The 24,270-nt window shown below is 71.8% G+C and carries 21 protein-coding genes; 12 read left to right on the forward strand and 9 right to left on the reverse strand.

Features of this window, described 5'->3' with window-relative positions; translation table 11 throughout:
* Positions 1–343 precede the first annotated feature (343 nt).
* A complete protein-coding gene (locus tag MOTC310_RS29525) occupies positions 344–1,519 on the forward strand; it encodes an MFS transporter (RefSeq protein WP_331304504.1) in 1,176 nt (391 codons plus the stop codon).
* A 4-nt stretch (positions 1,520–1,523) separates the two neighbouring features.
* On the opposite strand, the gene MOTC310_RS29530 is transcribed toward MOTC310_RS29525, so the two are convergent.
* A complete protein-coding gene (locus tag MOTC310_RS29530) occupies positions 1,524–6,368 on the reverse strand; it encodes an NAD-glutamate dehydrogenase (protein ID WP_331304336.1) in 4,845 nt (1,614 codons plus the stop codon).
* A 158-nt stretch (positions 6,369–6,526) separates the two neighbouring features.
* Here MOTC310_RS29530 and MOTC310_RS29535 point away from each other — a divergent pair, with 158 nt between their 5' ends.
* The 4 genes from MOTC310_RS29535 (at position 6,527) to MOTC310_RS29550 (ending at position 10,222) form a co-directional block, all read left to right on the forward strand.
* Positions 6,527–6,943: a MarR family winged helix-turn-helix transcriptional regulator gene (locus MOTC310_RS29535; RefSeq protein ID WP_331304337.1), complete on the forward strand. Its 417-nt coding sequence runs from the start codon at positions 6,527–6,529 to the stop codon at positions 6,941–6,943.
* 29 nt (positions 6,944–6,972) lie between these two features.
* Entirely contained in the window at positions 6,973–8,259 is a 1,287-nt protein-coding gene (locus tag MOTC310_RS29540) for an MFS transporter (protein ID WP_331304338.1), read from the forward strand.
* Positions 8,260–8,451: 192 nt separating this feature from the next.
* Positions 8,452–9,618: a multidrug effflux MFS transporter gene (locus MOTC310_RS29545; RefSeq protein ID WP_331304505.1), complete on the forward strand. Its 1,167-nt coding sequence runs from the start codon at positions 8,452–8,454 to the stop codon at positions 9,616–9,618.
* Between the two features lie 76 nt (positions 9,619–9,694).
* Positions 9,695–10,222, forward strand: a complete 528-nt coding sequence (locus tag MOTC310_RS29550; protein ID WP_331304339.1) for a DoxX family protein — start codon at positions 9,695–9,697, stop codon at positions 10,220–10,222.
* Here the strand turns inward: MOTC310_RS29550 and MOTC310_RS29555 are convergent, their stop codons facing one another.
* The gene (locus MOTC310_RS29555; RefSeq protein ID WP_331292278.1) at positions 10,223–11,671 is read right to left on the reverse strand and encodes an MFS transporter; all 1,449 of its coding nucleotides are present in this window, start codon (positions 11,669–11,671) and stop codon (positions 10,223–10,225) included. It abuts the gene before it with no gap.
* Between the two features lie 207 nt (positions 11,672–11,878).
* On the opposite strand from MOTC310_RS29555, the gene MOTC310_RS29560 reads away from it, so the two are divergent.
* The 3 genes from MOTC310_RS29560 to panE all read left to right on the forward strand — a co-directional run bounded on the left by MOTC310_RS29560 (position 11,879) and on the right by panE (position 15,470).
* Positions 11,879–12,769 carry a DUF3313 domain-containing protein gene (locus MOTC310_RS29560; RefSeq protein ID WP_331292277.1) on the forward strand — a complete coding sequence of 297 codons (891 nt, stop codon included), beginning with the start codon at positions 11,879–11,881 and terminating at the stop codon, positions 12,767–12,769.
* A 255-nt stretch (positions 12,770–13,024) separates the two neighbouring features.
* On the forward strand, positions 13,025–14,518 hold the full coding sequence (gene guaB, locus MOTC310_RS29565) for an IMP dehydrogenase (protein WP_331292276.1): 1,494 nt from the start codon (positions 13,025–13,027) through the stop codon (positions 14,516–14,518).
* Positions 14,519–14,525: 7 nt separating this feature from the next.
* On the forward strand, positions 14,526–15,470 hold the full coding sequence (gene panE, locus MOTC310_RS29570; protein WP_331304340.1) for a 2-dehydropantoate 2-reductase: 945 nt from the start codon (positions 14,526–14,528) through the stop codon (positions 15,468–15,470).
* Between the two features lie 21 nt (positions 15,471–15,491).
* Here panE and MOTC310_RS29575 read toward each other — a convergent pair whose 3' ends face one another.
* Positions 15,492–15,659: a hypothetical protein gene (locus tag MOTC310_RS29575; protein WP_331292274.1), complete on the reverse strand. Its 168-nt coding sequence runs from the start codon at positions 15,657–15,659 to the stop codon at positions 15,492–15,494.
* 155 nt (positions 15,660–15,814) lie between these two features.
* Here MOTC310_RS29575 and MOTC310_RS29580 point away from each other — a divergent pair, with 155 nt between their 5' ends.
* On the forward strand, positions 15,815–17,173 hold the full coding sequence (locus tag MOTC310_RS29580) for an RsmB/NOP family class I SAM-dependent RNA methyltransferase (RefSeq protein WP_331304341.1): 1,359 nt from the start codon (positions 15,815–15,817) through the stop codon (positions 17,171–17,173).
* Positions 17,174–17,285: 112 nt separating this feature from the next.
* Positions 17,286–18,299, forward strand: coding sequence for an alpha/beta hydrolase (locus MOTC310_RS29585; protein ID WP_331304342.1), 1,014 nt, complete (start codon positions 17,286–17,288; stop codon positions 18,297–18,299).
* Between the two features lie 4 nt (positions 18,300–18,303).
* On the opposite strand, the gene MOTC310_RS29590 is transcribed toward MOTC310_RS29585, so the two are convergent.
* The 4 genes from MOTC310_RS29590 to MOTC310_RS29605 form a co-directional block, all read right to left on the reverse strand.
* On the reverse strand, positions 18,304–19,542 hold the full coding sequence (locus MOTC310_RS29590) for a peptide ABC transporter permease (protein ID WP_331304343.1): 1,239 nt from the start codon (positions 19,540–19,542) through the stop codon (positions 18,304–18,306).
* Between the two features lie 115 nt (positions 19,543–19,657).
* The gene (locus MOTC310_RS29595) at positions 19,658–20,182 is read right to left on the reverse strand and encodes a DUF2937 family protein (RefSeq protein WP_331292270.1); all 525 of its coding nucleotides are present in this window, start codon (positions 20,180–20,182) and stop codon (positions 19,658–19,660) included.
* A 94-nt stretch (positions 20,183–20,276) separates the two neighbouring features.
* Complete coding sequence (locus MOTC310_RS29600; protein ID WP_331304344.1) at positions 20,277–21,290, reverse strand: WD40 repeat domain-containing protein; 1,014 nt, start codon at positions 21,288–21,290, stop codon at positions 20,277–20,279.
* The gene (locus tag MOTC310_RS29605) at positions 21,287–21,961 is read right to left on the reverse strand and encodes a YoaK family protein (RefSeq protein ID WP_331304345.1); all 675 of its coding nucleotides are present in this window, start codon (positions 21,959–21,961) and stop codon (positions 21,287–21,289) included. The genes MOTC310_RS29600 and MOTC310_RS29605 overlap by 4 nt, the downstream gene beginning before the upstream one ends.
* A gap of 207 nt (positions 21,962–22,168) precedes the next feature.
* Between MOTC310_RS29605 and MOTC310_RS29610 the strand changes: the two genes are divergently transcribed.
* Positions 22,169–22,600 (forward strand): response regulator, encoded by a 432-nt coding sequence (locus MOTC310_RS29610; RefSeq protein ID WP_331292265.1) that lies wholly within the window; start codon positions 22,169–22,171, stop codon positions 22,598–22,600.
* 24 nt (positions 22,601–22,624) lie between these two features.
* Complete coding sequence (locus tag MOTC310_RS29615; RefSeq protein ID WP_331304346.1) at positions 22,625–22,990, forward strand: photosystem reaction center subunit H; 366 nt, start codon at positions 22,625–22,627, stop codon at positions 22,988–22,990.
* A 33-nt stretch (positions 22,991–23,023) separates the two neighbouring features.
* Here MOTC310_RS29615 and MOTC310_RS29620 read toward each other — a convergent pair whose 3' ends face one another.
* The gene (locus MOTC310_RS29620; RefSeq protein WP_331304347.1) at positions 23,024–23,653 is read right to left on the reverse strand and encodes a DUF2939 domain-containing protein; all 630 of its coding nucleotides are present in this window, start codon (positions 23,651–23,653) and stop codon (positions 23,024–23,026) included.
* Between the two features lie 24 nt (positions 23,654–23,677).
* Positions 23,678–24,232, reverse strand: coding sequence for an RNA pyrophosphohydrolase (locus MOTC310_RS29625; RefSeq protein ID WP_331304348.1), 555 nt, complete (start codon positions 24,230–24,232; stop codon positions 23,678–23,680).
* Positions 24,233–24,270: the final 38 nt, after the last annotated feature.

Here is a 24,270-nt window from a genome sequence, read left to right on the forward strand (position 1 = left end):
GGCTGCTTCGGCCTGCCATCACGTTCTTGGCCCTCGCTGACCGGGACCTCGGGCGACCTTTTGCCAGGACCCGCATCGTTCAGGCACGGGCAAAGTTTATCGGCACACCGCGAGTCCGAGGCCCGTATCGGACGCGGCTGAGCCGAAGAATGCGCGGCCGCGCGCCATTCTCGACCGGAATGCCCTTCCTTCCTCACCGGCTGCCCAGGCGGCGATCGTCTGATGGCCTCTCCCTCTGCGCGTCGCGCAACGGTGCGCCGCGCCTCCGGAGCTATCCAACGGCGAGCGCGCTGCGATGCTGCTCTGCACCATCGGGTTCCCGACCGCGCCGAAGGACGTCCCCGTGCCACCTCTGCCGATCCTTGCCCTCGCCGTCGCCTCGTTCGGGATCGGCACCACTGAATTCGTCATCATGGGCCTGCTCCCGGAGGTGGCGCAGAGTTTTGGTGTCACCATCCCGCAGGCCGGCTATCTGGTCTCCGGCTACGCGATGGGCGTGGTCGTGGGCGCGCCCATCGTGGCGATCGCCACCGCGGGCCTTCCGCGCAAGACCGCACTGCTCGCTCTGATGGCGGTGTTCCTCGCGGGCAATCTCGGTTGCGCGCTGGCGCCGAGCTACGGCTTGCTGATGGCGGCGCGGATCCTGACGGCCTTCGCCCACGGCGCGTTCTTCGGGATCGGCGCCGTGGTGGCGCGGGATCTCGTGCCGCGGGAGAAGCGGACGCAGGCGGTCTCGCTGATGTTCGCGGGCCTCACCCTCGCCAACGTGCTCGGCGTGCCCCTCGGCACCGCCCTCGGGCAGGAGGCGGGCTGGCGCTCGACCTTCTGGGCGGTGGTCTTGATCGGCCTCGCGGCGGGCCTCGCGATCCAGCTCTGCGTGCCGGACGGACTGCCAGGGACCCGCGGCCGGCTCGTCAGCGAGTTCCGCGCGCTCGGGCGCTGGCCGGTGCTGCGGCCGATGCTGATCTCGACCCTGTCCTCGGTGAGCTTCTTCACGGTGTTCACCTACATCACGCCGTTCCTGACCGGCGTGACCGGGTTCACGCCGCAGGGCGTGACAGGCGTGCTGTTCGCCGCCGGCACGGGACTGACCGTCGGCAATCTCCTGGGCGGACATCTGGCCGACCGGGGCCCGATGGCGACCATCATCGGCAGCTTCCTGGGCATCGTGGCGGCCCTGTTGACGCTGGCCGCGGTCGCGCACCATCCGGCGCTCACGGTGGCGGTGGTGGTTCTCTGGTCAGGGCTTGTCTTCGCCCTGGTCTCGCCCCTCCAGATCTGGGTCGTGGAGGCGGCCAGTGACGCGCCGAACCTTGCCTCCACGCTGAACCAGGGCGCGTTCAACCTCGGCAACGCGACCGGCGCCTGGATCGGCGGCGCGGCGCTGACGCTCGGAGCGGGCTACGGCCAGTTGCCGCTGATCGCCGCCGCGGTGTCGCTCGCCGGGCTCGGTCTGGTGCTCACCGCGGCCGGTCGCGGACGCCAGGACGTCGCCTCGGCATCCGCGCCCGGCGCCTGACCGATCAGTCAACCCGGACCAGGTCGCCCAGCAGACTCGCCGCCACCGTCGCCTTGGAGACCGTCAGGCCAGAGGCGCTGATCGCGTCCACGGCCTCGCGGATCCGGGCGAGTGAGGCGCCCCGCGCTCGGATCCAAGCTTCCACCGCGTCCGGCCCGGCGCCGAGATCCGCCACCACCTCGGCCGTCAGCTTGCGGTGGGCGGCGGCGATGCCGGCGCCCGCGCGCTCCAGGGCGACGCGGTCGAACGTGTCGGCCACCGGCACGGTCCGCGCCGCGGCGGCGAGGTCGTCCAGGCGGAAAGCGTGTTCCAGGGCGAAATGCGTCGCCGCGACTTCCTCCACCGGCCGGCCGCTGGCCTCCGCGACCCGTACGATGTCGGGGGCCGAGACCAGCGCGCCGAGCGAGGCGAGGCGCCGCGCCTGGGCCGGGGCCATGCCGTGCCCGGTCAGCTCCGTCTCGCGGGCGCCGATCGTCGCCAGCGCCTCGTCGCCGAGCACCTTGGGCAGGGCCGCCTCCACGGCGGCGATGCCGTCCCGGTAGCGGGCGACCACCGGCGCGAGGCCGCCGCTCAGGTCGAGGTTGCGAATGAACCACACGATCCGGTTCGTCAGCAGATCCTGCACCTCCGCGTAGAGGTCGAGCTGCCCCTGGCCGGAGATTCGGCCCGCCAAGCCGTCGATGGCGAGGTTCAGCTCCATCAGGCCGAAGGCGTCACGGGTCACCGCGTAGGCCTTGGCGATGGTCGCGGCGTCGGCGCCGGTGCCGTCGACGAGGCGCGTCACCAGGGACGGCCCGCCGCGGTTGACGATGATGTTGGCGAGCGCCGTGGCGATGATCTCGCGGCGCAGGCGGTGTGCCTTGACGGCGTCGGGGAAGCGCTCGCGCAGGGCCTTCGGGAAGTAACGCTGCAGCTCCCGGTCGAAGTACGGGTCGTTCGGGACGGCGGTCTCGAGGATCGCGTCGTGCAGCGACAGCTTCGCGTAGGCGAGCAGCACGGCGTATTCCGGGCGGGTCAGCCCCTCGTTCCGCCGCATGCGCTCGGCGAGCGTGCCGTCGTCCGGCAAGAACTCCACGGCCCGGTCGAGGCGGCCTTCCGCCTCCAGCCCCTGCATTGTGCGCATGGCGAAGCCGGTCTCGCCCAGACCGCCGCGCTGGGCGAGCGACAGGGCGAGCGTCTGCAGCTCGTTGTTGCGCAGCACGAGGCCTCCGACCTCGTCGGTCATGGCGGCGAGCAGGGCGTTGCGCGCCTCGTAGCTGAGCCTGCCGTCGCGCTCCGGCGTCATCAGGGCGATCTTGATGTTCACCTCGACGTCCGAGGTGTTCACGCCGGCCGAGTTGTCGATGGCGTCGGTGTTTAGGCGGACGCCGGCGCGCGCCGCCTCGATGCGCCCGCGCTGCGTCAGGCCGAGATTGGCGCCCTCGCCGACGACCTTCGCGCGCAGCTCCGGTCCGGTGATCCGCAGGGCGTCGTTGGCGCGGTCGCCGGCATCCTCGTCGGTCTCGGTGGTGGCCCGGACATAGGTGCCGATTCCGCCGAACCAGAGCAGGTCGGCGGGCGCTTTCAGGATCGCCTGCATCAGCTCAGTGGGCGTCGCTTCGGACCGGTCGAAGCCCAGCGCGGACCGAACCGCCTCCGAGAGCGGCACGGTCTTCAGGCTGCGCGGGAACACGCCGCCGCCCTCCGAGATCAGGCTCTTGTCGTAATCCGCCCAGGAAGACCGCCCCAGATCGAACAGCCGCCGCCGCTCGGCGAAGCTGCGCGCGGCATCCGGGTTCGGGTCGAGGAAGATGTCGCGGTGGTCGAAGGCCGCGATCAGGCGGATGCTCTCGGAGAGCAGCATGCCGTTGCCGAACACGTCGCCCGACATGTCGCCGACGCCGACCGTGGTGATCGGGTCGGTCTGCACGTCGACGTCGATTTCGCGGAAGTGCCGGCGCACCGCCTCCCAGGCGCCGCGGGCGGTGATGCCCATGCCCTTGTGGTCGTAGCCCTGGCTGCCGCCGGACGCGAAGGCGTCGCCGAGCCAGTGTCCCTTCTCCAGCGAGAGGGCGTTGGCGATGTCCGAGAAGGTGGCCGTGCCCTTGTCGGCGGCGACCACCAGATAGGCGTCGTCGGGATCGTGCCGCACCGTGTCGGGCGGCGGCACGATGGCGTTGTCGACGATGTTGTCGGTCAGTTCGAGGAGCGTGCGGATGAAGATCCGGTAGCTCTCGGTCCCCTCCTGCATCCAGGCGGCGCGGTCGGAGGCGGGCGGCAGCCGCTTCGGGAAGAAGCCGCCCTTGGCGCCCACCGGCACGATCACGGCGTTCTTCACCTGCTGGGCCTTCACGAGGCCGAGGATCTCGGTGCGGAAATCCTCCGGCCGGTCGGACCAGCGCAGGCCGCCGCGGGCCACGTAGCCGAACCGTAGGTGCACGCCCTCGACGCGGGGCGCGTAGACGAAGATCTCGAAGAACGGCCGCGGCAGCGGCATCGCCGTCACCTTCGCGCAGGCGAACTTGAAGCTGATCGTCTCCCGCGGCTGCCCGTCGGCGCCGGTCTGGTAGAAGTTCGTCCGCACCGCCGCCTCGACGAGGTTGACGAACCGGCGCAGGATCCGGTCGTCGTCGAGGCTCGTGACCTCGGCGAGCGCGGTCTCGATGCCGGCGCGCACCTCCGCCTCCTGGGCGGTCCGATCGCCGGTGAGGGCCGGGTCGAACCGGGCGCGGAACAGCGCCACGACGGCGCGCGCGATCCCGGCGTGGCGGCTCAGCGTGCCCGCGAGGTAGTCCTGCCCGTAGCGGATGCGCAGCTGGCGCAGGTAGCGGCCGAGGGCCCGGAGCAGGGCCGCCTCCCGCCAGGGCAGGGCGGCCTCCAGCACGAGCCGGTTGTAACCGTCGGACTCGGCGATGCCGTCCGCGATGGCGAGCATCGCGGCCTCCAGCGGCCGCTCCAGCGCCGCGAGCTCGATCGGGGCGCCGGTGGCGCGCTCGATCAGCATGTCGTGCAGCCAGACCCGCGCGGCCTCCTCCGTCCCGGACGGCGCGATCTGGTACGTGCGCTCGTTGATGACGCGGAAGCCGAGATTCTCGAGCGCCGGGACCCGGTCGGACAGCGCGATCGCCGTGCCGCGCGAGAACGCCTTCAGGCGGACCTGCGCGGCGGCATCGCCGGGTCGACGTCCGAGATGGACGGCGCGCGGCTGTCTCTCGCTGAGGCTGTCGAGGATCGTCACGTCCGCGACGGCGACCTCCGGCTGGAAGTTGTCCCGATAGGCGGCCGAGAACGCGTCGCCGTAGCGGGCCGCCAGCTGACGCGCCCGGTCGCCGCCCTTGGTCTCGACCAGCGCCGCCCGCAGGGCGTCGCCCCAGGTCCGGACAAGGGCGACGATCCCGGCCTCGAGGGAGGCGGGGTCGTGCTCCGGGCTACCCTGATCGGGCAGGCCGATAATGTAGTGGATCCGGGCCAGCGAGCCTTCCGGATAATCGGGGTAGGATGCGCTGAGCCGCCCGCCGTAGGTCTCGGCCAGGTAGCTGCCGATCCGGTTGCGGATGACCGAATCGTAGCGGTCCTTTGGCACGTAGACGAGCAGCGAGACGAACCGGCCGAAGCGGTCAGGGCGGGACAGCACGCGGACCCGCGGTCGGTCGGCCAGCGCGGCGATCGCCAGGGTGAACCGGTAGAGGCGCTCGCCGTCGATCTGGAAGAGTTCGTCTCGCGGGTAGCTCTCCAGCACGGCGAGGAGGCTCCGGCCGGCATGGCTCGTCGGGTCCAGGCCGGCGCGCTGGACCACGGCCTCGACCTTCCGGCGCAGGACGGGAACCTCGCGGGCCGGGCTCGTGTAGGCGGAGGCGGTGAACAGGCCGACGATCCGCACCTCGCCCGACAATTTGCCGAGGCCGGAGAACAGCTTGACGCCGACATAGTCCAGGTAGGCCGACCGGTGGACCCGGGACTTCACGCTGGCCTTGGTGATGATCAGCGGCTGCGGCTCTTCGAGGAAGGCGAGGATCTCCGGCGTGTAATCCACCCGCGTCCTGCCCCGCCGAAGGGGCGTGGCGCCGGGATCGCGCAGCACGCCGAGGCTCGATCCCTCGACCAGCGGGTGCGCTTCGCCGGCGATGCCGTGCTCCTGCATGCCGAGGATGAGGAACTGGCCGTCCGTCAGCCATTCGAGGAAAGCGCGGGCTTCTTCCGTCTCCGATTCCGGCATCGGGGTCGGCCCCCGTCCCAGATTCGCGGCGAGGTCGGTGAGGCGCGCCAGCATGGTGTCGTGGTCGTCGCTCGCCAGGGCGACGTCCCGGTAGACGGTCGCGAGGGCGTTCAGCAGCCGCTCACCGGTCTCGGCCGTCAGGCGGTCGAGATGAATGTGGATGAAGCTCTCGCGCGCGAGACTGCCCTGCGCATCCGCGGTCGTCTCTCCGACCACCCGGATCAGGCCGCCAGCACCGTCCCGCTCCACCCCGAGGATTGGATGCGCCACGAGCTGCGGGGCGAGCCCGTGCTCGGTCAGTTCGGCCAGGGTCGAGTCCAGAAGGAAGGGCCGGTTGTCGTTGATGATCTCGAGGACCGTCGTCTCCCGCGGCCGGCCGTCGCGAACCAGCTCGCTGTCGCTGACGCGCATGCGCGCCGGGTCGCCGGGCCGGCGGGGCTCGGACAGGAAGGCGCGGGCGCGGGCGGCGAGGTCCGCCAGGACGGGGGCGTCGTAGGGGGCCAGATCCTCAGGCGTGACGCGGCCGAACAGGTCGCGCACGAAGCCGCCCGGTCCGCCCTGCTCGGTGACGAGGTCGGCGGCCGCCTCTATAAGGCCGGTGCGGGCCGTCTTCTGCTCCGAGGAGGACAACGCCGTCGCGGTCTCGAGTGTCATCGCGCTTCTCCCGAACCGGGTCACTCGCCCAAGCGATAGCAGCGTGACCGTCGGTGTCGATGACACGGCCCGCCGGTTTCCCGGGCAACGTGTGTCGATCGACGCGAACCGTCAGCACGGCTTGCCGCGCACCGAATGCGTGCATATACACCTATGCCATGAGCGCCCCGTCGCCCGAGCCGTGCACCTGCTCCGCCCTGCGCCGCGCCGCGCGGGCGCTGACGGCGAGCTACGACGCCGCCCTGAAGCCGACGGGTCTGCGCGTGACGCAATTCGCGATCCTGCGCCATCTGGACCGGCTCGGGCCGGTGCCGGTCACGCGCCTCGCCGCCGAGGCGGCGCTGGAGCGGACCACGATGGGGCGCAACCTCGATCCGCTCAAGCGGCGCGGCCTGGTCTCGGTCACGCCCGGCGCGGCGGATCCGCGCGAGCGCCGCGTGTCCCTGACCGCGTCGGGCCGTGAGGCCCTCGCGGCCGCGACCCCCTACTGGCGCGAGGCGCAGAGCCGCATCAATGCCCGTATCGATCCCGCGACCGTCTCCGCCGTGGCGGAGGCCTTGATCTCCGCCGCCTGACCGATTCGCCCCGCTTCCGGAGCCCGTCCATGACCGCCCTGACAGAGACGCGCCCCGGGTCGCGCCTGCACTATGCCTGGATCGTCGTCGCGGTGACCTTCCTGGTCCTGCTCGTCGGGGCCGGGGTCCGAGCGACCCCGAGCGTGCTGATCGTCCCCTGGGAGCGGGAATTCGGCTGGACCGCGGCCACGATCGGCGTCGGTATCGCGCTCAACATCTTCCTGTACGGGATGATCGGACCCTTCGCGGTGGCGATCATCGAGCGGTTCGGCCTGCGGCGCTCGGTCTGCGGCGCGCTGCTGATCCTGGCGGTCGGTACCGCCGCCACGAGCCTGATGACCGCGCCCTGGCAGATGGTCCTGCTCTGGGGCATCGTCGTCGGATCCGGGTCCGGCATGGTGGCCAACGTGCTGGGCGCCACCGTGGCGGGGCGCTGGTTCGCCAGGCGCCGGGGCCTCGTGCTCGGCCTGCTCACGGCGAGCAGCGCCACGGGTCAGCTGGTCTTCCTGCCGATGCTGGCCTCGATCGCGGTGGGGCAGGGCTGGCGCTCCGTCTCCCTGGTGGTCGCAGGCGCGACGCTGGCGCTGATCCCGCTGGCCGCCCTGTTCCTGCGCGACCGGCCGGCCGATCTCGGACTGCCCCGTTACGGCGAGGACGCCGTGACGCCGACGCCGGTGCTCACCGAGAACCCGGCCGTGCGGGCGCTCCGCGGGTTGCGCATCGGCCTGCGCTCCCGGGACTTCTGGCTGCTCGCCGGCACGTTCTTCATCTGCGGCGCCTCGACCAACGGGCTGATCGGCACCCACCTGATCCCGGCCTGCATCGACCACGGCATCGCCGAGGTCACGGCCGCCGGCCTGCTGGCGCTGATGGGGATCTGCGACCTGGTCGGCACGACGGCGTCCGGCTGGCTCACCGACCGGTTCGATTCGCGCAAGCTCCTCGCCTGGTATTACGGCCTGCGCGGCCTCTCGCTGATCTTCCTGCCCTACTCCTTCGACTACAGCTTCTACGGCCTGTCCCTGTTCGCGGTCTTCTACGGGCTCGACTGGATCGCCACGGTGCCGCCCACTGTCCAGCTCGCGGGAAAATCCTTCGGGGAGGAGAACGCCGCGCTGATGTTCGGCTGGATCGCGGCCGCCCACCAGATCGGCGCGGCGTCCGCGGCGTGGCTCGCCGGCATGGTCCGGACCGAGAGCGGCACCTATCTCGGCGCCTTCGTGTCCGCGGGGCTGCTCTGCCTCGTCGCCGCCCTGATGGCCGCCTTCGTGGGCCGCAAGCCCGGCGAGCCGGCCCTGCGCCCGCTGCCGGCCTGAACTGCGCGGGGCGGGCGGGGCTGTCACAACTGTGCCGCGAAGGACGAGCCCTGATCGGCTTGTCCCATCGCATCCCGAGAGCCCGCCGTGACCATCGCGATTCGGCCCGTGCCGCCGGTCCAGGACGTCCGCGCCCCGCGGCCCTGGTCGGGACCGGGCTTCGCCGAGTTCGTCGCCATCATCGCGCTGATGATGGCGGTGACGGCGATCTCCATCGACAACCTGCTGCCCGCCTTCCCGGCCATCGAGGCGCGGTTCGCCGTGGCCGATCCCAACCGGCTGCAGCTCCTCGTCTACGTCTACATGATCGGCTTCGGCTTCGCGCAGATCGTCTACGGGCCGGTCTCCGACGCGATCGGGCGCAGGCCGGTGCTGCTGGCGAGCCTCGTCATCTACGTGGTCGGCTGCGGCCTCGCCATGGTGGCGCCGAGCTTCGGCTGGCTGCTCGCCGCGCGGATCATTCAGGGCATCGGCGCCGCCGGCGGGCGGGTGCTCTCGGTGGCGATCGTGCGCGATCGCTTCGCCGGGCGCGAGATGGCGAGCGTGATGTCGCTCACCATGATGGTCTTCCTGATCGTCCCGATGATCGCGCCGGCGATCGGCGGCATGATGCTGGCCCTGGGCTCCTGGGTCTACGTCTTCGTCTCGATGCTGGTCCTCGCCTTCTGGCTGACGCTCTGGTTCTCCCTGCGGATGCCCGAGACGCTGCATCCGGAATACCGCCGGCCGCTCTCGCCAGCTGCGACCTGGGAGGCGATCCGCCTGACGCTGAGGACCCGCGTCGCCGTCGGCTACGCCACCGCGCTCGGGCTGATGACCGGCTGCATCATGGGCTACGTCGGGTCGGCCCAGCAGGTCTTCGATACCGGCCTGTACCACCTCGGCCCGCTCTTCCCCCTGGCCTTCGGGCTCGTGGCCGGCGCCATGGGCGCGGCGACGCTGATCAACGCCCGCGTGGTGCGGCGGCTCGGGATGCGGGCGATGTCGCACAGCGGCGTCGTCGCCTTCACGCTGGTCGGCCTCGCGCAGGTCGGCGTCGGGCTCGCCTATCACGGCCACCCGCCGCTGGCGCTGTTCCTCGCGATCCTTGCGGCCAACCAGTTCCTGATCAGCTTCGCGATGCCGAACTTCAACGCCCTCGCGCTGGAGCCCCTCGGCGCCGTCGCCGGCACCGCCTCGTCGTTCCTGGGCTTCTACACGACGATCCTGGGCGCGTTCTGCGGCTTCCTGATCGGGCAGTCCTTCGACGGCACGGTGCTGCCCGTGGCGATCGGCTACGCTGGTCTCGGCGCCCTGGCGCTCCTCGTCGTCGCCTGGACCGAGCGCGGCCGGCTGTTCCGCGGCGGAGTCGGCGGCTGAAGGGGGCAGCCTTAACGGGGTCTTCAGCGGAAAGTTGCAACACTGCAGTCCTGATCCCAGCCGACCGGACACGCCCATGCTCGCCCGCGCCCAGGACGGAACCCTCCTCGTCGCGCGCCTGCTGCTCGCCGCCGCGCTCCTGCCGACCGGGATCGCCCGGGCGCTCAACGTGTCGGGCTTCGCACTGACGCTCGCGGGGGCCGGGATGCCGTTCCCGAACGGCGTCGCCACCGCCGCGGTCGTGGTGCAGGTGTTCGGACCGCTCGCCCTGATCCTCGGCGTCCTGCCCGGGCTCACCGGGCTGGCGCTCGCGCTCTTCGCCAGCGTGACGGCCTTCGTGCTTCACCCGTTCTGGTACTATGTGGGGCCCGCCGCTCTCGCCGAGCGCACGCTGATGCTGGCCGATCTCGGCCTCGCGGGCGGATTTCTGATGTACGCCCTGACCGGCCCGGGCGCCCTGAGCTGGCAGGGTTTGCGCGCCGGGACCTCCACGCCGGCGCCGAGCGCGAAGTCCGGATCCGCGAAGGCCTCGGGAAAAGGCAGCGCGCCGCGGAGCGCCGGCAAGCGTGCCGCGGGCCGTGCGCCCGCCCGGGCCGCGGCCTGATCAGCCGTGCCGCGGCCTCATCTCGGCAGTCGAGGGCGGCGTCGCGGCAACCATCTTCCGACCGGAAATCTCCGCGCCGGCATCGGGCGACAGGTTGCGGAAGGCCAGCGCCGAGGCCGCCGAGATGACGGCCACGGAGAAGAAGGCCGGCCCGAAATCGCCGGCCTGGATCTCCGTCCGGCCGTGGAACCCGGCGGCTCCCTCGAGCGCCAGCGCACCCAGCGTGACGCCGAGGCTCAGCGAAAGCTGCTGGCAGACGCTGGCGAAACTCGTGGCCGCGCTCATCTCCTTCGATTCCAGATCGGCGTACGCGATGGCGTTCACGCAGGTGAACTGGATCGAGCGCGAGCAGCCGCCGACGAACAGCAGGATCACCATGATCCAGTGCGACGTCTGCGCCGTGTAGAACCCGTTCACCGCCAGGAAAACCGAGGCGAGCACGGCGTTCCAGACCATCAGGACGCGGAAGCCGGTGCGGCGCAGGATCCGCGGGCCGAGCGTTTTCACGAACATCGCGCCGGCCGCCGCCGCGAAGGTGATCAGACCGGAATGCAGGGCGTCGAGCCCGAAGCCGACCTGCAGCATAAGCGGCAGCAGGAACGGGATCGCCCCGGTGCCGATCCGGAACAGGCTGCCGCCGAGCACGGCGACCCGGAAGGTCGGCCGCTGCATCAGGTCCAGCCGGACGATCGGGTGTGCGACCCGTCGGGCATGCGCCCAGTAGAGAGGCAGAAGCACCGCGCCCGCGGCAAGGCAGCCCCAGGAGACAGCCGCCGGCAGGAGATGGCGGCCCAGGGAGGCGAGGCCGAGCATCAGCGCAGCGAGGCCGGTCCCGAGCAGCACGAAGCCGAGGAGATCGAGGGGCGGCCGCTCCGGTTCGCGGACATCCTCGAAGTAGAGGCTCGCCAGCACGATCCCGGCGCAGCCGATCGGCAGGTTGATGAAGAAGATCCAGCGCCAGTCGAACCACGTGGTGATCAGGCCGCCGACAGGTGGACCGAGCACCGGGCCGACGAGAGCCGGGAAGGTCAGGTAGGCGAGCGCGGTGACGAGCTGCGATTTCGGCACGCTGCGCAGCACCACGAGCCGTCCGACCGGAACCATCATGGCGCCGCCCATGCCCTGCAGGAATCGCGCGGCGACGAACCACGCGAGCCCGTTCGCGGCCGCGCAGGCGAGAGACCCCGCCATGAACACGACGAGCGCCGCGCGAAACACGGTCCGCGAGCCGTACCGGTCGGCCATCCAGCCGCTGACCGGGATGAAGATCGCGAGGCTGACCAGATAGGAGGTCAGCGCGAGCTTGAGGGCGATCGGGTCCTCGTGGAGGCTCGCCGCGATGCTCGGGAGCGCCGTGGCAATCACCGTGGAGTCGGTGTTCTCCATGAACAGCGCGGTGGCGACCGTCAGGGGGACGATCCAGAGCGGTCTTTGAGCGGTCGCAGGCATCACACAGCAGACGCATGTCGCGCCGCCGCGGTTGCACGGCAGCGCGGCCACCTCGCACCCTCGTGTTTCGTGAATGTATCCATCGTGCAACAGAGGTTGAGCCGCGGCGCGGAGCCACCTTTTTTGCGGGTGCTCCAATGGCTAAGTTTCAATCACGCGTCCGTGAGGCCGCTCCAGCCGGCCCGGGGCCGGCGCGCGAGGATTTCGATGCAGCCCAGCCCCAGCAAGGTCCGCTCCGTGGCGCGGATCGCCGCCGGCGTCGCCCTTCTCTCCATGGTCGCCGCCTGCGGCACCGTCCTGCTCAACGACCGCGGCTCGCTGACACGCTATGACCGGCTGAAGTCCAGCGATCAGGTCGCCTCGGCCTCGCGGATCTACGTCGACCGGCCGGCCCTGGCGAAGGCCCGGACCGTGCGCATCATCCCGACGGCGTTCCACGCCGACGTGGCCGGCGCCGCGCCGCTGACCGCGGCCGAGCGGCGGCTCGTCGCCAACGCCGCCGACCGGGCGCTGTGCTACGACCTGTCGCTGAAGTACGACATCGTCACCGGCCGCGACGCGGACCTGACCGTGCGGGCGCAGGTCACGCGCGTCGACCCGACGGATCTCCTCGGTGCCGGCGCGACCATCGCGGGCTCGGCGGGCGTGACCGTCGCGTCGCAGCTCGGCCTGAGCTTCGCCGAGGGTGTCGGGCGCGTGCCGATCCCGCGCGTTCCGATCGGTCTCGGGAGCCTGACGGTTGAGGCCGAGGCGCTGGACCGGCGTCGCGAGCAGCGGGCCGCCATGGTCTGGGGCGGAGCGGCCAATTCCTTCACCAGCCAGCCGCGCTTCTCCCGCGCCAGCGACGCCTACGACCTCGCCGGCGAGTTCGGCCAGGATTTCGGCTACATGCTGGCGACCGGCGAGGATCCGTTCACGGCCCCCAACACGCTGCCGACCTGGGACCGGATCCGCATCACCACCCTCGGCGAGGCGCCCCTCGACCCCGATTGCGAGGCCTTCGGCCGCGCTCCGGGCATCGACGGCATGCTCGGCGACTATATCGGCCTGCCGCCCGAATACACCGACAAGGGCCCGGCCACGCCGGCGATGCGCTAGGTCGCACGCGCCAACTTCGTCCCCGCCGCGCCCGCGATTGCGGCGGTGGATCCTCGCTTGTGACGGCGGCCGTCCTTTCAGGACGCCGCTACGCGCGCCGACCGGGCGTGGATAAGCCCCGAGCCATGCGCGTTTTCGCGTTGCGACGCATCAACCGCGCATTGGCGCCTTCGCGGAGCCCGTGATACTGGCACTTGCCAACCCGATCTCGCAGCGCGACCTCCGCACGCGCTGCCGTCCGAGGAAAGTTGGCACATGGCCCGAGTAGAAACCGCATCGATCATCGAGGGCCTCACCTTCGACGACGTGCTCCTGCGGCCCGCCGCCTCCTCGGTGATGCCGACCGAGGTCAGCGTCGCCTCGAGGCTGACCCGCACGATCCCGCTCAACCTGCCGATCCTCGCCTCGGCGATGGACACGGTCACCGAGGCGCCGATGGCCATCGCCATGGCGGCCAACGGCGGCATGGGCGTCATCCACCGCAACCTCGAGCCGCCGGAGCAGGCCGAGCAGGTCCGCCTCGTCAAGAAGTACGAGTCCGGCATGGTGATGAACCCCATCACCATCCATCCCGACGAGACCCTCGCCGACGCCTTCGAGGTGATGAAGCTCAACCGGATCTCGGGGATCCCGGTGGTCGAGCGCGGCCCGAACGGCTCCCGAGGCAAGCTCGTCGGCATCCTGACCAACCGCGACGTCCGCTTCGCGACGAACTCCAATCAGCCGGTCGCCGAGCTGATGACCCGCGACCGCCTGATCACGGTCCGCGAGGGCGTGACCCAGGACGAGGCCAAGCGGCTGCTTCACCAGTTCCGGATCGAGAAGCTGCTGGTCGTCGACGACCATTACCGCTGCATCGGGCTCATCACCGTCAAGGACATCGAGAAGCGCGTCGCCTACCCGAACGCCGTCAAGGACGAGCAGGGCCGCCTGCGCGTGGCCGCCGCCACGACGACCGGCGACAGCGGCTTCGAGCGGGCCGAGCGCCTGATCGATGCCGGCTGCGACGTGATCGTGGTCGACACGGCCCACGGCCACTCGATCAAGGTGCTCGACGCCGTCGCCCGGGTGAAGCAGCTCTCGAACGCCGTGCAGGTCATCGCCGGTAACGTCGCGACGCGCGACGGCGCCAAGGCGCTGATCGATGCCGGCGCCGACGCCATCAAGGTCGGCATCGGCCCGGGCTCGATCTGCACGACCCGCATCGTGGCGGGCGTGGGCGTGCCGCAGCTCACCGCGCTGATGGAGGCCGTCGAGGCGGCCGGCGAGGCCGACATCCCGGTCATCGCCGACGGCGGCATTAAGTATTCGGGCGACCTCGCCAAGGCGATCGCGGCCGGCGCCTCGGTGGCGATGCTGGGCTCGCTGCTCGCCGGCACCGACGAGGCTCCGGGCGAGGTGTTCCTCTACCAGGGCCGATCCTACAAGTCGTACCGCGGCATGGGCTCGGTGGGTGCCATGGCCCGCGGCTCGGCCGACCGCTACTTCCAGGCCGAGGTGAGCGACACCCACAAGCTCGTGCCGGAGGGCATCGAGGGGCAGGTCCCCTACAAGGGTCCGGTTGGCAACGTCCTGCACCAGCTCGCCGGCGGCCTGCGCGCCGCCATGGGCTACGTCGGCGGCGCCACGATCCCAGAGTTCCAGGAGCGGGCGCAGTTCATCCGCATCACCAATGCCGGCCTGCGCGAGAGCCACGTCCACGACGTGACGATCACCCGCGAGAGCCCGAACTACCCGTCGCGGACCTGAGGGACCGATGCGCACGCTGATCGTCGGGGCCGGCGCGACCGGCGGCTATTACGGGGCGCGCCTCGCCGAGGCGGGCGCCGACGTGACCTTCCTGGTCCGGCCCGCCCGGGCGGCGAAGCTGGCGGCGGACGGCCTGAACGTCCGCTCGCCGCTCGGCGACCTTCACCTGCCCGATCCGCCCACCGTCACGGCCGACACGCTGGCGGCGGCAGGGCGTTTCGACCTGATCCTGCTGTCCTGCAAGGCCTACGACCTCGACAGCGCGGTCGCGGACCTCGCGCCGGCCGTGGGACCGGACACCGCGATCCTGCCCGTGCTCAACGGCATGGCGCATCTCGACGTGCTCGACGCCCGTTTCGGCGCCGGACGCGTGCTCGGCGGTTCCTGCGCCATCGCCGCGACGCTCGCGCCGGACGGCGCGATCCGCCACATGAGCGAGCTGTGCAGCATCACCTACGGCGAGCGGGACGGGTCGCGCTCGTCGCGGATCGAGGCGGTCGACGCGCTGATGCGCGGCCTGAAGTTTCAGCCGCGCCTCAGCGACGTGATCCTGCAGGAGATGTGGGAGAAGTGGGTGTTCCTGGCGACGCTCGCCGGGGCGACCACCTTGATGCGCGCCGCGGTCGGCGACATCGTGGCGGCACCCGAGGGCACCGCCCTGATCGCGGCGCTGCACGCCGAGTGCACGACCGTGGCGGCGGCCAGCGGCTTCGGGCCGCGCGCCGTGGCGGCCGAGCGGGCGCGGGCGCAGCTGACTTCCGCCGGTTCCACCTTCACGGCCTCGATGCTGCGCGACATCGAGAACAAGGGCCGGATCGAGGCGGACCACGTGATCGGCGACCTGATCGCCCGCGGCCGGCGGCTGGCGCCGGAGGTGCCGTTCCCGCTCCTGACCGCGGTCTATACCGGCCTCAAGGCCTACGAGGCCCGCCGGGTGCGGGAGGCGGCCTGAGCCGCACCCCGCGCGGACGCCTCAGTAGCGGCCGGGCGGGGGCGGGTTGCCGTATTCCAGCTGCGTCTTGGCATCGACCCGCGGACGCGGCACCGGCGTCAGTTCCGGTTGGGCGGCGGGCGCGCTCGCACAGGCCGCGAGCGTGGCGGTGACCAGGGCCGCGAGGGCGACGCGAATGGTGGACGTCATGGGTTGGGGTACTCCCGGGATGCGCCCGGCGACGGACCGGTCTGGTCCGGGGCGGGCGGATGCCATACGACACGCGGCGGCCCGCACGGCGGACCGCCCACAGCACGGTCTGCGCCGCGAAGGTGCAGGAAGCTCGGCCGTAACGTGGCGGCATCGTGGGCCAAGCGTGGCCGTTTCACGTCGTCGTTGACGCATTCCGAAGGATCCAATCCCTGACCCCCGCCGCTCGCTGCTCCGCCGCCATCGAAGTCCTGACCGATATCGCCGAGCGCCGTCGGCCGGCCGCCGACGCCCTCAAGGATTGGGGTCTCGCCCACCGCTTCGCCGGTTCGGGCGACCGCGCGGGCATCGCCAGCCTTGTCTACGACGCCCTGAGGCGCCGGGCTTCGGCGGCCTGGATCATGGGCGCCGACACGCCGCGCGCCATCCTGATCGGCACGCTGCGCCTCCAGCAGGGGCTCGCAGGCGGCTCGGTGGCGGCCCTGTTCACGGGAGAGCGCTTCGCGCCGGCCCCCCTCAGCGACGACGAGCGCGCGCGCCTCGACGCGGGGACGCTGCAGGACGCGCCGCCCGAGGTGGCGGGCGACGCGCCGGCCTTCGTACTCCCGGACCTCGCGGGCACGCTCGGCGACGACCTTGTCCCGGAGCTGAGGGCGCTGGCGCGGCGGGCGCCCCTCGATATCCGGGTGAACGCCCTGCGCGGCGACCGCGACGCGATCCTGCCGGCGCTCGCGGCCTTCGACGCGGCGCCGACACCGCACGCGCCGGCGGGCCTGCGCGTTCCGATCGGTGCCGACGGCCGCGGTCCGGCGCTCCACGTCGAGGCGGAGTTCCTGGACGGCTGGTACGAGATCCAGGACGAGGGCTCGCAGCTCGCCGCGCTGCTGGCCGCGCCCCGCGCCGGCGAGACCATCGTCGACCTCTGCGCCGGTGGCGGTGGCAAGACCCTGGCGCTCGCGGCGGAGACCGGGAACGGCGCCCGCCTGATCGCCACCGACGGTGACCCGCGCCGGCTCGCGCCAATCCACGAGCGGCTGCGCCGGTCCGGTGCGCTGGCCGAGGTGCGGACCCCGCGCAGCGGCAAGGCGCGGGCCGACATGCTCGAGGATCTCGACGGCAAGGTCGACCGGGTCGTGGTCGACGCGCCTTGCACCGGGTCGGGCACGTGGCGCCGGAATCCCGATGCCAAGTGGCGGCTGCGGCCCGGGAGCCTCGCGCTGCGAACCGCCGAGCAGGCCCAGGTCCTCGATCGGGCGGCGCGGCTCGTCAGGCCCGGCGGCCGGATCGTCTACATCACCTGCTCGCTGCTCTCGGCGGAGAACGACGCGGCCGTCGCCGGCCTCCTGTCGGGCTGGCGCGGCCGCTTCGACGTCGTCCCAGCCGATGAGGTTCTGGCAACGGGGCCGGATTCGCTCCGCGCAGCCGTGCGGAAGACGGCCCACGGGATCCAGATGAGCCCGCTGCGGACCGGGACCGACGGCTTCTACGTCGCGGTCATCGCGCGAAAGGGCTGAGGCGCGCCGCAACGGAACCCGCGCCGCTGCCCAGGGCGTTGCATCCGGGCTCCCGCGGGAGCTCAGGCTCGTCGCGGGGCGGACTCCGCGCGGCCTCAACCGGGAGATGCTATTGCGCCTCGACCGCCGTTTCCTGCTCGCCGGTCTCGGGAGCGTCCTCGGGCTGCCCAGCGCCAGGGCGGAGGTCACCGCGGAGGCGGCACCGCGGCCCGCCCCGCACGAGTCGGTCCGCGCGCTGCCGCGCTCGCTGCCCGGCGCGGATCTGCAGGTGATCGAGCTGTGGCCCGGCGCGCCGCCGGGCGGCGGCGACGGGCCGAACGCGGACGGCTACCGCTACGTCGAGGGGACCTTCGGCGACATCACGCGGGTCTCCCGACCCTGTCTGCTGGTCATGCGGCCGGCCAATCCGAACGGCGCCGCGATGATCGTCGCGGCGGGCGGCGGCTACGAGTTCATCGCGATCGGCAACGAGGGCGTGCCCGTCGGTCGCGTCCTGAACGCCGCCGGAGTCACCGTCTTCCTTCTCGTCTACCGCCTGCCCGCGGAGGGCTCGGGCTCGGGACCGGACGCGCCGCGGCAGGACGCGCAGCGCGCCCTGCGGCTCGTCCGGGCGCGCGGCGCGGAGTTCGGCATCGATCCGGCGCGGGTCGGCGTGCTCGGCTTCTCGGCGGGCGGCCACCTGATGGGCGAGACCGCGGTCGGCAGCGCCCGGGACCTGTACGCGGGGGTCGACGCCGCCGATGCCCAGCCGATCCGGCCGGCGCTGGCCGGTCTGATCTACCCCGTCATCACCATGCGCAAGCCGTTCGACCGGACCGCGACCCGCCGCATCCTGGTCGGCGACGACGTCACCCCCGACGAGATGAAGACCTACTCGGTGGACCTGCAGGTCGGGCCGGAGACGCCGCCGACCTTCCTGGTCCAGGCGATCGACGATCCCGTCGCCGTGGCCGACCACCCGCTGCTGATGTTCTCGGCGCTGCGGAAGGCGCGGGTTCCGGCCGAGCTGCACCTGTTCGAGCGCGGCGGCCACGGCTTCGGCCTCGGCGCGCCCGGGACGCCCGTAGCGGCGTGGCCCGGCCTGTTCCTGGCCTGGATCCGCCTGCACGGCTTCCTGCGCGCCTGACCGCCTACTCCGCGCGCGTCTGCAGCCGGTGCAGCTTGGCGACCTTCGGGCGGCTGGTGCGGAACTGGCCCCGTTCCACCGCGACGAAGACTACAATCGCGATGGCGAGCGTCGTCAGCCACCAGACGGCGGTCAGTCCCACGCTCAGGCAGGCCACCGTGAAAGCGGCCGCGAAGCAGCCCATCGCGCCGGGAACAAGAGCAGGGCCGTCCCGGCCGGCCCGCCGGATCGAGGCGTAGAGGGCGAAGGCGGCGGCCAGGGCGCCGACGATCCCGAGTTCGTACCAGAACTCGAAGAGCGCCGTGGTCGGTGCGTTGGCCGGCAGGAGGCCGACCAGTCGTCCGCGCAGAGCCGTCTCGAATCCGTGCCCGGTGATCAGCCGCACCGGGTCGGAGGTCACCACCTTCTGCCAGCTCTTCAGCGACAGCACCGAGGGCGCGACCGGCCCGAGGAGCGCGGCGCCCACCGGCCGCGCCAGGAAGGGCAGCAGCGGCGCCGCCGCGAGCAGGGCTGCGGAGAGGGTGGCGGTGAGCATCACCCCGAGCCGCGGCCGGAAGCTCGTCACCGCGAAGGCGACGGCGCCGACCGACAGGGCGGCGATCTGGGTGCCATCCGGCTGCACGGTCAGGGCGAGGGCGACCAGCAGCGCGAGGCCGAGCGCCTCCCGGTCGCGCCGGCGGGACCGCAGCCACGCGAGGGCCGGCCAGAGCAGCAGGATGAGCAGGACGAGGCCGCGATCGAGGGCGCCGTCGTCCTCGACGCCGGACGGCGCAATGTGGGCACCGAACACTCCGAGCATGATCGCCACGATCGCGCCCGCCACGATGCCGAGCGGGAGGAGGTAGAGGTTCGCCGACCGCATCCTGTCCGGGAGCGCCAGATAGCCCAGCAGGGCGAGGCCGATCGTTGCGCCGAGATTGGCCAGCCGCTCCAGGGCTGGCCCGAGGAAAGGCGTCCAAGTCAGCGACAGGGCCGACCACAGAACGACCAGCATGCCCGCCAGGAAGGCTGGCGCGGTCAGGAGGCGGAAGGTCGCCGGGCGCACCGGACGCTGCCGTCGGTCGATGACGCTGGCGATGATCAGGAGGATCACGGCGATGGGCGCGAGGATCACCGAGGCGCGCCGGGCGACCTGCGCCAGGACGGGAAGAACGACGAACAGGCCGAAGAAGCCGATACGCCGCAGCAGCGCGGCGGCGTCGAGCGCCGGATCGATGGTGGTGGAGTTCGACGCGCGCGGCATCTTGCGCCTTCTCCCGGACCGGGACGGCCGGATCCCTGCTCGATACGCAAGGCTCGCGCAAGCCGCTGTAGACGTTGCGCCACAGTCTCGCCCGCGCGAACTGCGCGAACCGCACTCAAGCCACGGTCGCGGTCTCCCGCGGGCGCCGGCGGAGGGCCCGCCTGCCGAAATCCGAAGCGACGCGCCAGCCGCCCCATGCCACGAAGAACCCGATCAGGCCGGCGGCGAGCCCGTCGGCGGTCGTGGGGACGGCTGGGCTGAAGTCGTGATAGGCGGCTTCAGCCACCGGCACGTCGGGATCGCGCAGCATCGCCACCACGCGCCCCAGCGGGCTGGAGGCCGCGCTCAGGGCCTGCTGCTGGGCGCTCAACCGAGCGAGACGGGCGATGTCGGCCCGGGCGGCCTCGCCGCGGCGGGCGACCAGCTGGTCCGGGTTGGTGCGCAGCCGGTCGACGGCGCCCTCGCGCGTCGTGCCGGAGGCCTGCGCGTCGGATTCGAGGACCGCCACCTGCCGACGCAACTCGTCCGCCGCGCCCCCGAGGCGCTGCGCGTATTGCTGCGCGAATTCGGGAGCCTGCGCGGCGACCACGCCGCCGAGCAGCCCGAGGGCGAGGCCGAAGGTGCGGAATACGCGAAACACGTCAGGTCTCCGGCGCGGGAATCGACCCCCGACAAAGAGCATGCGGGCGGCCGCGGTTCCAGCCGCGGGTGTCACGGTACGACGCTCTCGAACCTTAGCCCGGCAGCGTCAGAAGGCCCGCCTTGCCGTCGGCGCAGCCGAACAGCAGGCGGCCGCCGCGTCCGTCCCAGGCGAGGGACGTCACGCCGCTGCCTTGGACCGCCGGACGCACGAGCAGCTCGGCCGCATCGGTGAACCGGACGAGCAGGATGCAGCCGTCCTCGTAGCCCATGGCCAGCACAGGTGCCTTCGGATGGAATGCCACGCGAGAAACGCGGGCCGGGCGGACGCCGCATTCCCGTGGGGCCTTGCCGGTCGGACCCTCCTTGGAATCGAAGGGCCACACGATCGCCGCCTCGGCCCCGCTGGTAGCCAGCCAGTTCCCGTCGAATGACCAGGACATCGAGCGGACCTTGCCGGGATAGCCCGACATCCGCATGTGGCCGCGGTCCGGCTGCAGGCGCCAGCCATGGAGGCTGTTCTCCTGCATGGTCGACACCACGAAACGCCCGTCCGGCGACCACGTCACGTCGATATGCGAGCCTTTCCAGGTGACCACCTCGGCGGGCGTCTCCAGGTTCGGGTACCAGAGGCTGACACCGTTGTAATGGGCGATGCCGAGCCGATAGCCCTTGGGCGCGAAGACGAGTCCGCGTGCCGATGACGGCGCCTCGAAGGTCTTCTCGCGGCCTTTGGCGTCCCGGGCGACGACAGCGCGGCCGGCCGACCACGCCACGGCGCCGTCGGGATGGGCGGCCAGCGCGTCGATCCAGGCACCGCCTTTGGCCAGACCGAGCTGCTCCATCGTGCCGTCGGCGCGGATCGCCACCACGCGCCCGTCGTCGCCCCCCGTGAGCAGCCGGTCGACGCCGCCGGCGGCGACGAGGATCCCGCTATCGGGATGGGCGGCGACACGGGAGATCCCGTCCTCCCGCACCAGCGCGACCGTGCCGTCGCTGAGCGCCAGGGCCGGCACATCCTTCAGGAAATGGGTGGCGAGCACGTGGTCGCCGGGCTCCAGCGCGGCGACGTGACTGGTGAGGGACGGATTGCTGACGGGGCTGCTCATGTCGAAGGGACCTTTGCGGCCGGCGGCGCGGTGCGCAAGACCAGGAACGCGGTAATCAACGCCAGGCCGCCCGAGATCGCCGCGGGGGCGATCAGCGCGAACAGGCCGAATTGCTGGTAGGCATGCGCGCCCAGATAGGCGCCGCACAGCAGCGACATCCAGACCACGGCGTCGCCGAGCCATCCCAGCGGATCGCCGGTGCGGGTGAGAGCCTGCGCGATCTTCTGGCCGAGGCTGAACAGTGCGCCGGTCACGAAGGTCGTTCCGGCCCGAAAACCGGTCACCTGCGCCAGGACCGCGTTCTGAGACCCCATCGCCACGGCGACGAAGAAGGCGGCGAGGCCTAGTTCGGGCGATTGGAGGCCGAGGCCCAGGCCGGCGAGGATCAGGAGGGCCTCGTAGGCGAGCACCGCGGGCGTGGCCCACCGCGGCGGCACGAGAATCGCCAGACCGCTGCCGAGAACCGACCCCGTCAGGAAGGCGACGATCAAGATCGCGGGGAGGACCATGCGGTGCAGCTCGACCTGGGCACCGAGAACCGCCAGCTGCGTGGTGTTGCCGCTCATGAAGGACGTGTAGAGCCCGCCGAGGCGCACGAAGCCGAGGGCGTCGACGTAGCCGGCCAGCGCCGTGAGGAGCAGGCCCACGCCCAGCTGCCAGGGGCGTCTCACGTTTCCGACTCGCCGCCGCAAGGCAGTAACGTTGCGTTAACCATTCCGGCGCCTTCGTTCATGGACGCCGGGCCGCGGTTAACGCGCCGCTCACCAAACCCGAGCAATTCGATGCAAACACGGTGAACGCCGCGTCGGAAGGGGTCGTTGCCCCAACGATCCGGCTCGGGGACACCGTGCCCCCGCCGGGTGAGTGGGAGTTGCGTCATGGTTCCGTTCGCCGCCGCTTTCGTCTGCCCGACCCTGCCCCTCCCGGACCGGGGCGCCGCCACGATCCTCGTCGTCGAGGACGAGCCGACCGTGTGCGAGCTGGCCGCCGAGGCGCTTCTCGACGAGGGGTACCGGGTGCTCACCGCCGCGGATGCCTGGGAGGCCGAGGCGATCCTGGCGCGGGAGAGCGTCGACCTGCTCTTCACCGATATCGATCTGGCCCGCAACACGGACGGCCTGTCGCTCGCCCGGTGCGCCCGACGGCTCTCGCCCGATCTCCCGGTCGTCTACACCTCCGGCGGGCGGGGCTCGCTGACCGCCTGCGAGGCGGTTCCGGGCTCGGTCTTCGTGCCGAAGCCTTATCGTCCGAGCCAGCTCGTTGCGCTGACGCAGGATGTCCTGCGCACCGCGCCCCTTCACACCCTCTGAACCAGACCTCCGAGGATACTCGCCATGTGGCGCTCTCTTCCCGCAATCGGCCTCGCGCTCGTCGCCGCGGTCGCTGCATCGCCGGCCCGGGCCGCCTGCGACGTGAAGGGCGCGCAGATCGAGGAGGCGATCGCCAAGAAGAGCGAGCTGCGCGAGGACGCCAACGCCCAGTTGGTGCGCGATCTGCGCACCCTGCGCGACGCCGCGATCGTCCTCGAGACCTACAAGTTTCCCGGCGAGTGCGAGGTCCTGCTCGGGATCGTGCGTTCGCTGCTCGCCAATCCGGGTAAGACCATCGAGCAGAGCGGCGATACCGACGAGGAGAAGGCCGAGGATCTGATCGAGGCGCGCGAGCCCAAGGACGCGTCCGGCGCCCCGAAGGCGAAGTAGCGACACGCGGGCGGGTCGGCAGCGCGATGTCTGTCAGCGCTCCTCGCCGGCGCTGGCCCCGATCTTGGCGCGCGCCAGCGCGCGGCCGAGCTTGGCGGCGATCTGCTCGCGCAGCATGTCGGCCATCTCGATATCCACGAGGCGCCAGCTCAGTCCGCGCAGCCGCAGCCTGATCCGCGTGCGCTCGGCGCGCGGGCCTTCCGGAGGGATCGGGATGACGACCGCGCGGAAGCCGCGCATCTCCAAAGCCGCGTAATAGGGCATCAGCCGCCCGAGGCTGCGGATCGCGAGACCCTCCGGCCGGGTGCCCGCCGGCCGCTCCAGATCGAGCTTGTCGGGCCAGCCATTGGCCAGCAGATCTATCACCGTCTCCGGCGTGACCATGGTCTCGGCGAGCGCCAGGGCGAGGCCGTAGGCGGCGTCGTTCAGACGCTGGCGGTCGCGGGGTTCCAGGTCGGGATCGGTCTCGGACGCGATGCGCATCGCGGCGGTGATCTGCCGGACCAGCGACAGGCGCAGCGTCCGGAAGTTCACGTGGCTCTCGACATAGGCGGCATCGTGCCGGCGCACCGCCTGCGCGAGGTCGTAGAGCGACCAGAGCGGGCTCATCGTGAAGGCGAGCCATGCCAGGGCGAGGGCGACCGGGACCGCGAGCCAGCGCACGGCCTCAGCGCCCCGTCCGGGCGGTCATGACCGCGCCGCCCATCGATCGAGGCCGGAGAAGGCCGCGACGACACGCTCGTAGACCGGGCGCTTGAAGGGGACGATCAGGTCGGGAAGCTCGGCGAACTGCGCCCAGCGCCAGGCGTCGAACTCCGCCTTGTGAGCGCCACCGCCGGGACGGAGCACGTCGATCAGGTCCTCGCTCCCGAGGAAGCCGTAGGCGAACCATTTCTGCGTCTGGCCGCGGTAGCGGCCCTTCCAGGCCTGCTTCATCACCGCGGGCGGCAGGTCGTAGGGGAGCCAGTCCGGGATCTCGGCGAGGAGCTTCACGGCCTCCGGCGGAACGTTGGTTTCCTCGTAGAGCTCGCGGCGCGCGGCGGCCTCCGCGTCCTCGCCGGGATCGATGCCGCCCTGCGGCATCTGCCACATGTGCGGACCGGCAACGTGTTCGGGGCCCGCATCCTTGCTGCGCCGCCCGACGAAGACGCCGCCGGACGGCGCGATCAGGGCGATGCCCACGCAGGGGCGGTAGGGCAGGGCGGTGCCCGGGTCCGAATCCGTTACCATCGCGGCGACCATAGGTCAGGGGTGGGCAGGGCGGCAATGTCGATCAAGTC

The organism is Methylobacterium oryzae (assembly GCF_036441375.1).
GTDB lineage: Bacteria > Pseudomonadota > Alphaproteobacteria > Rhizobiales > Beijerinckiaceae > Methylobacterium > Methylobacterium oryzae_A.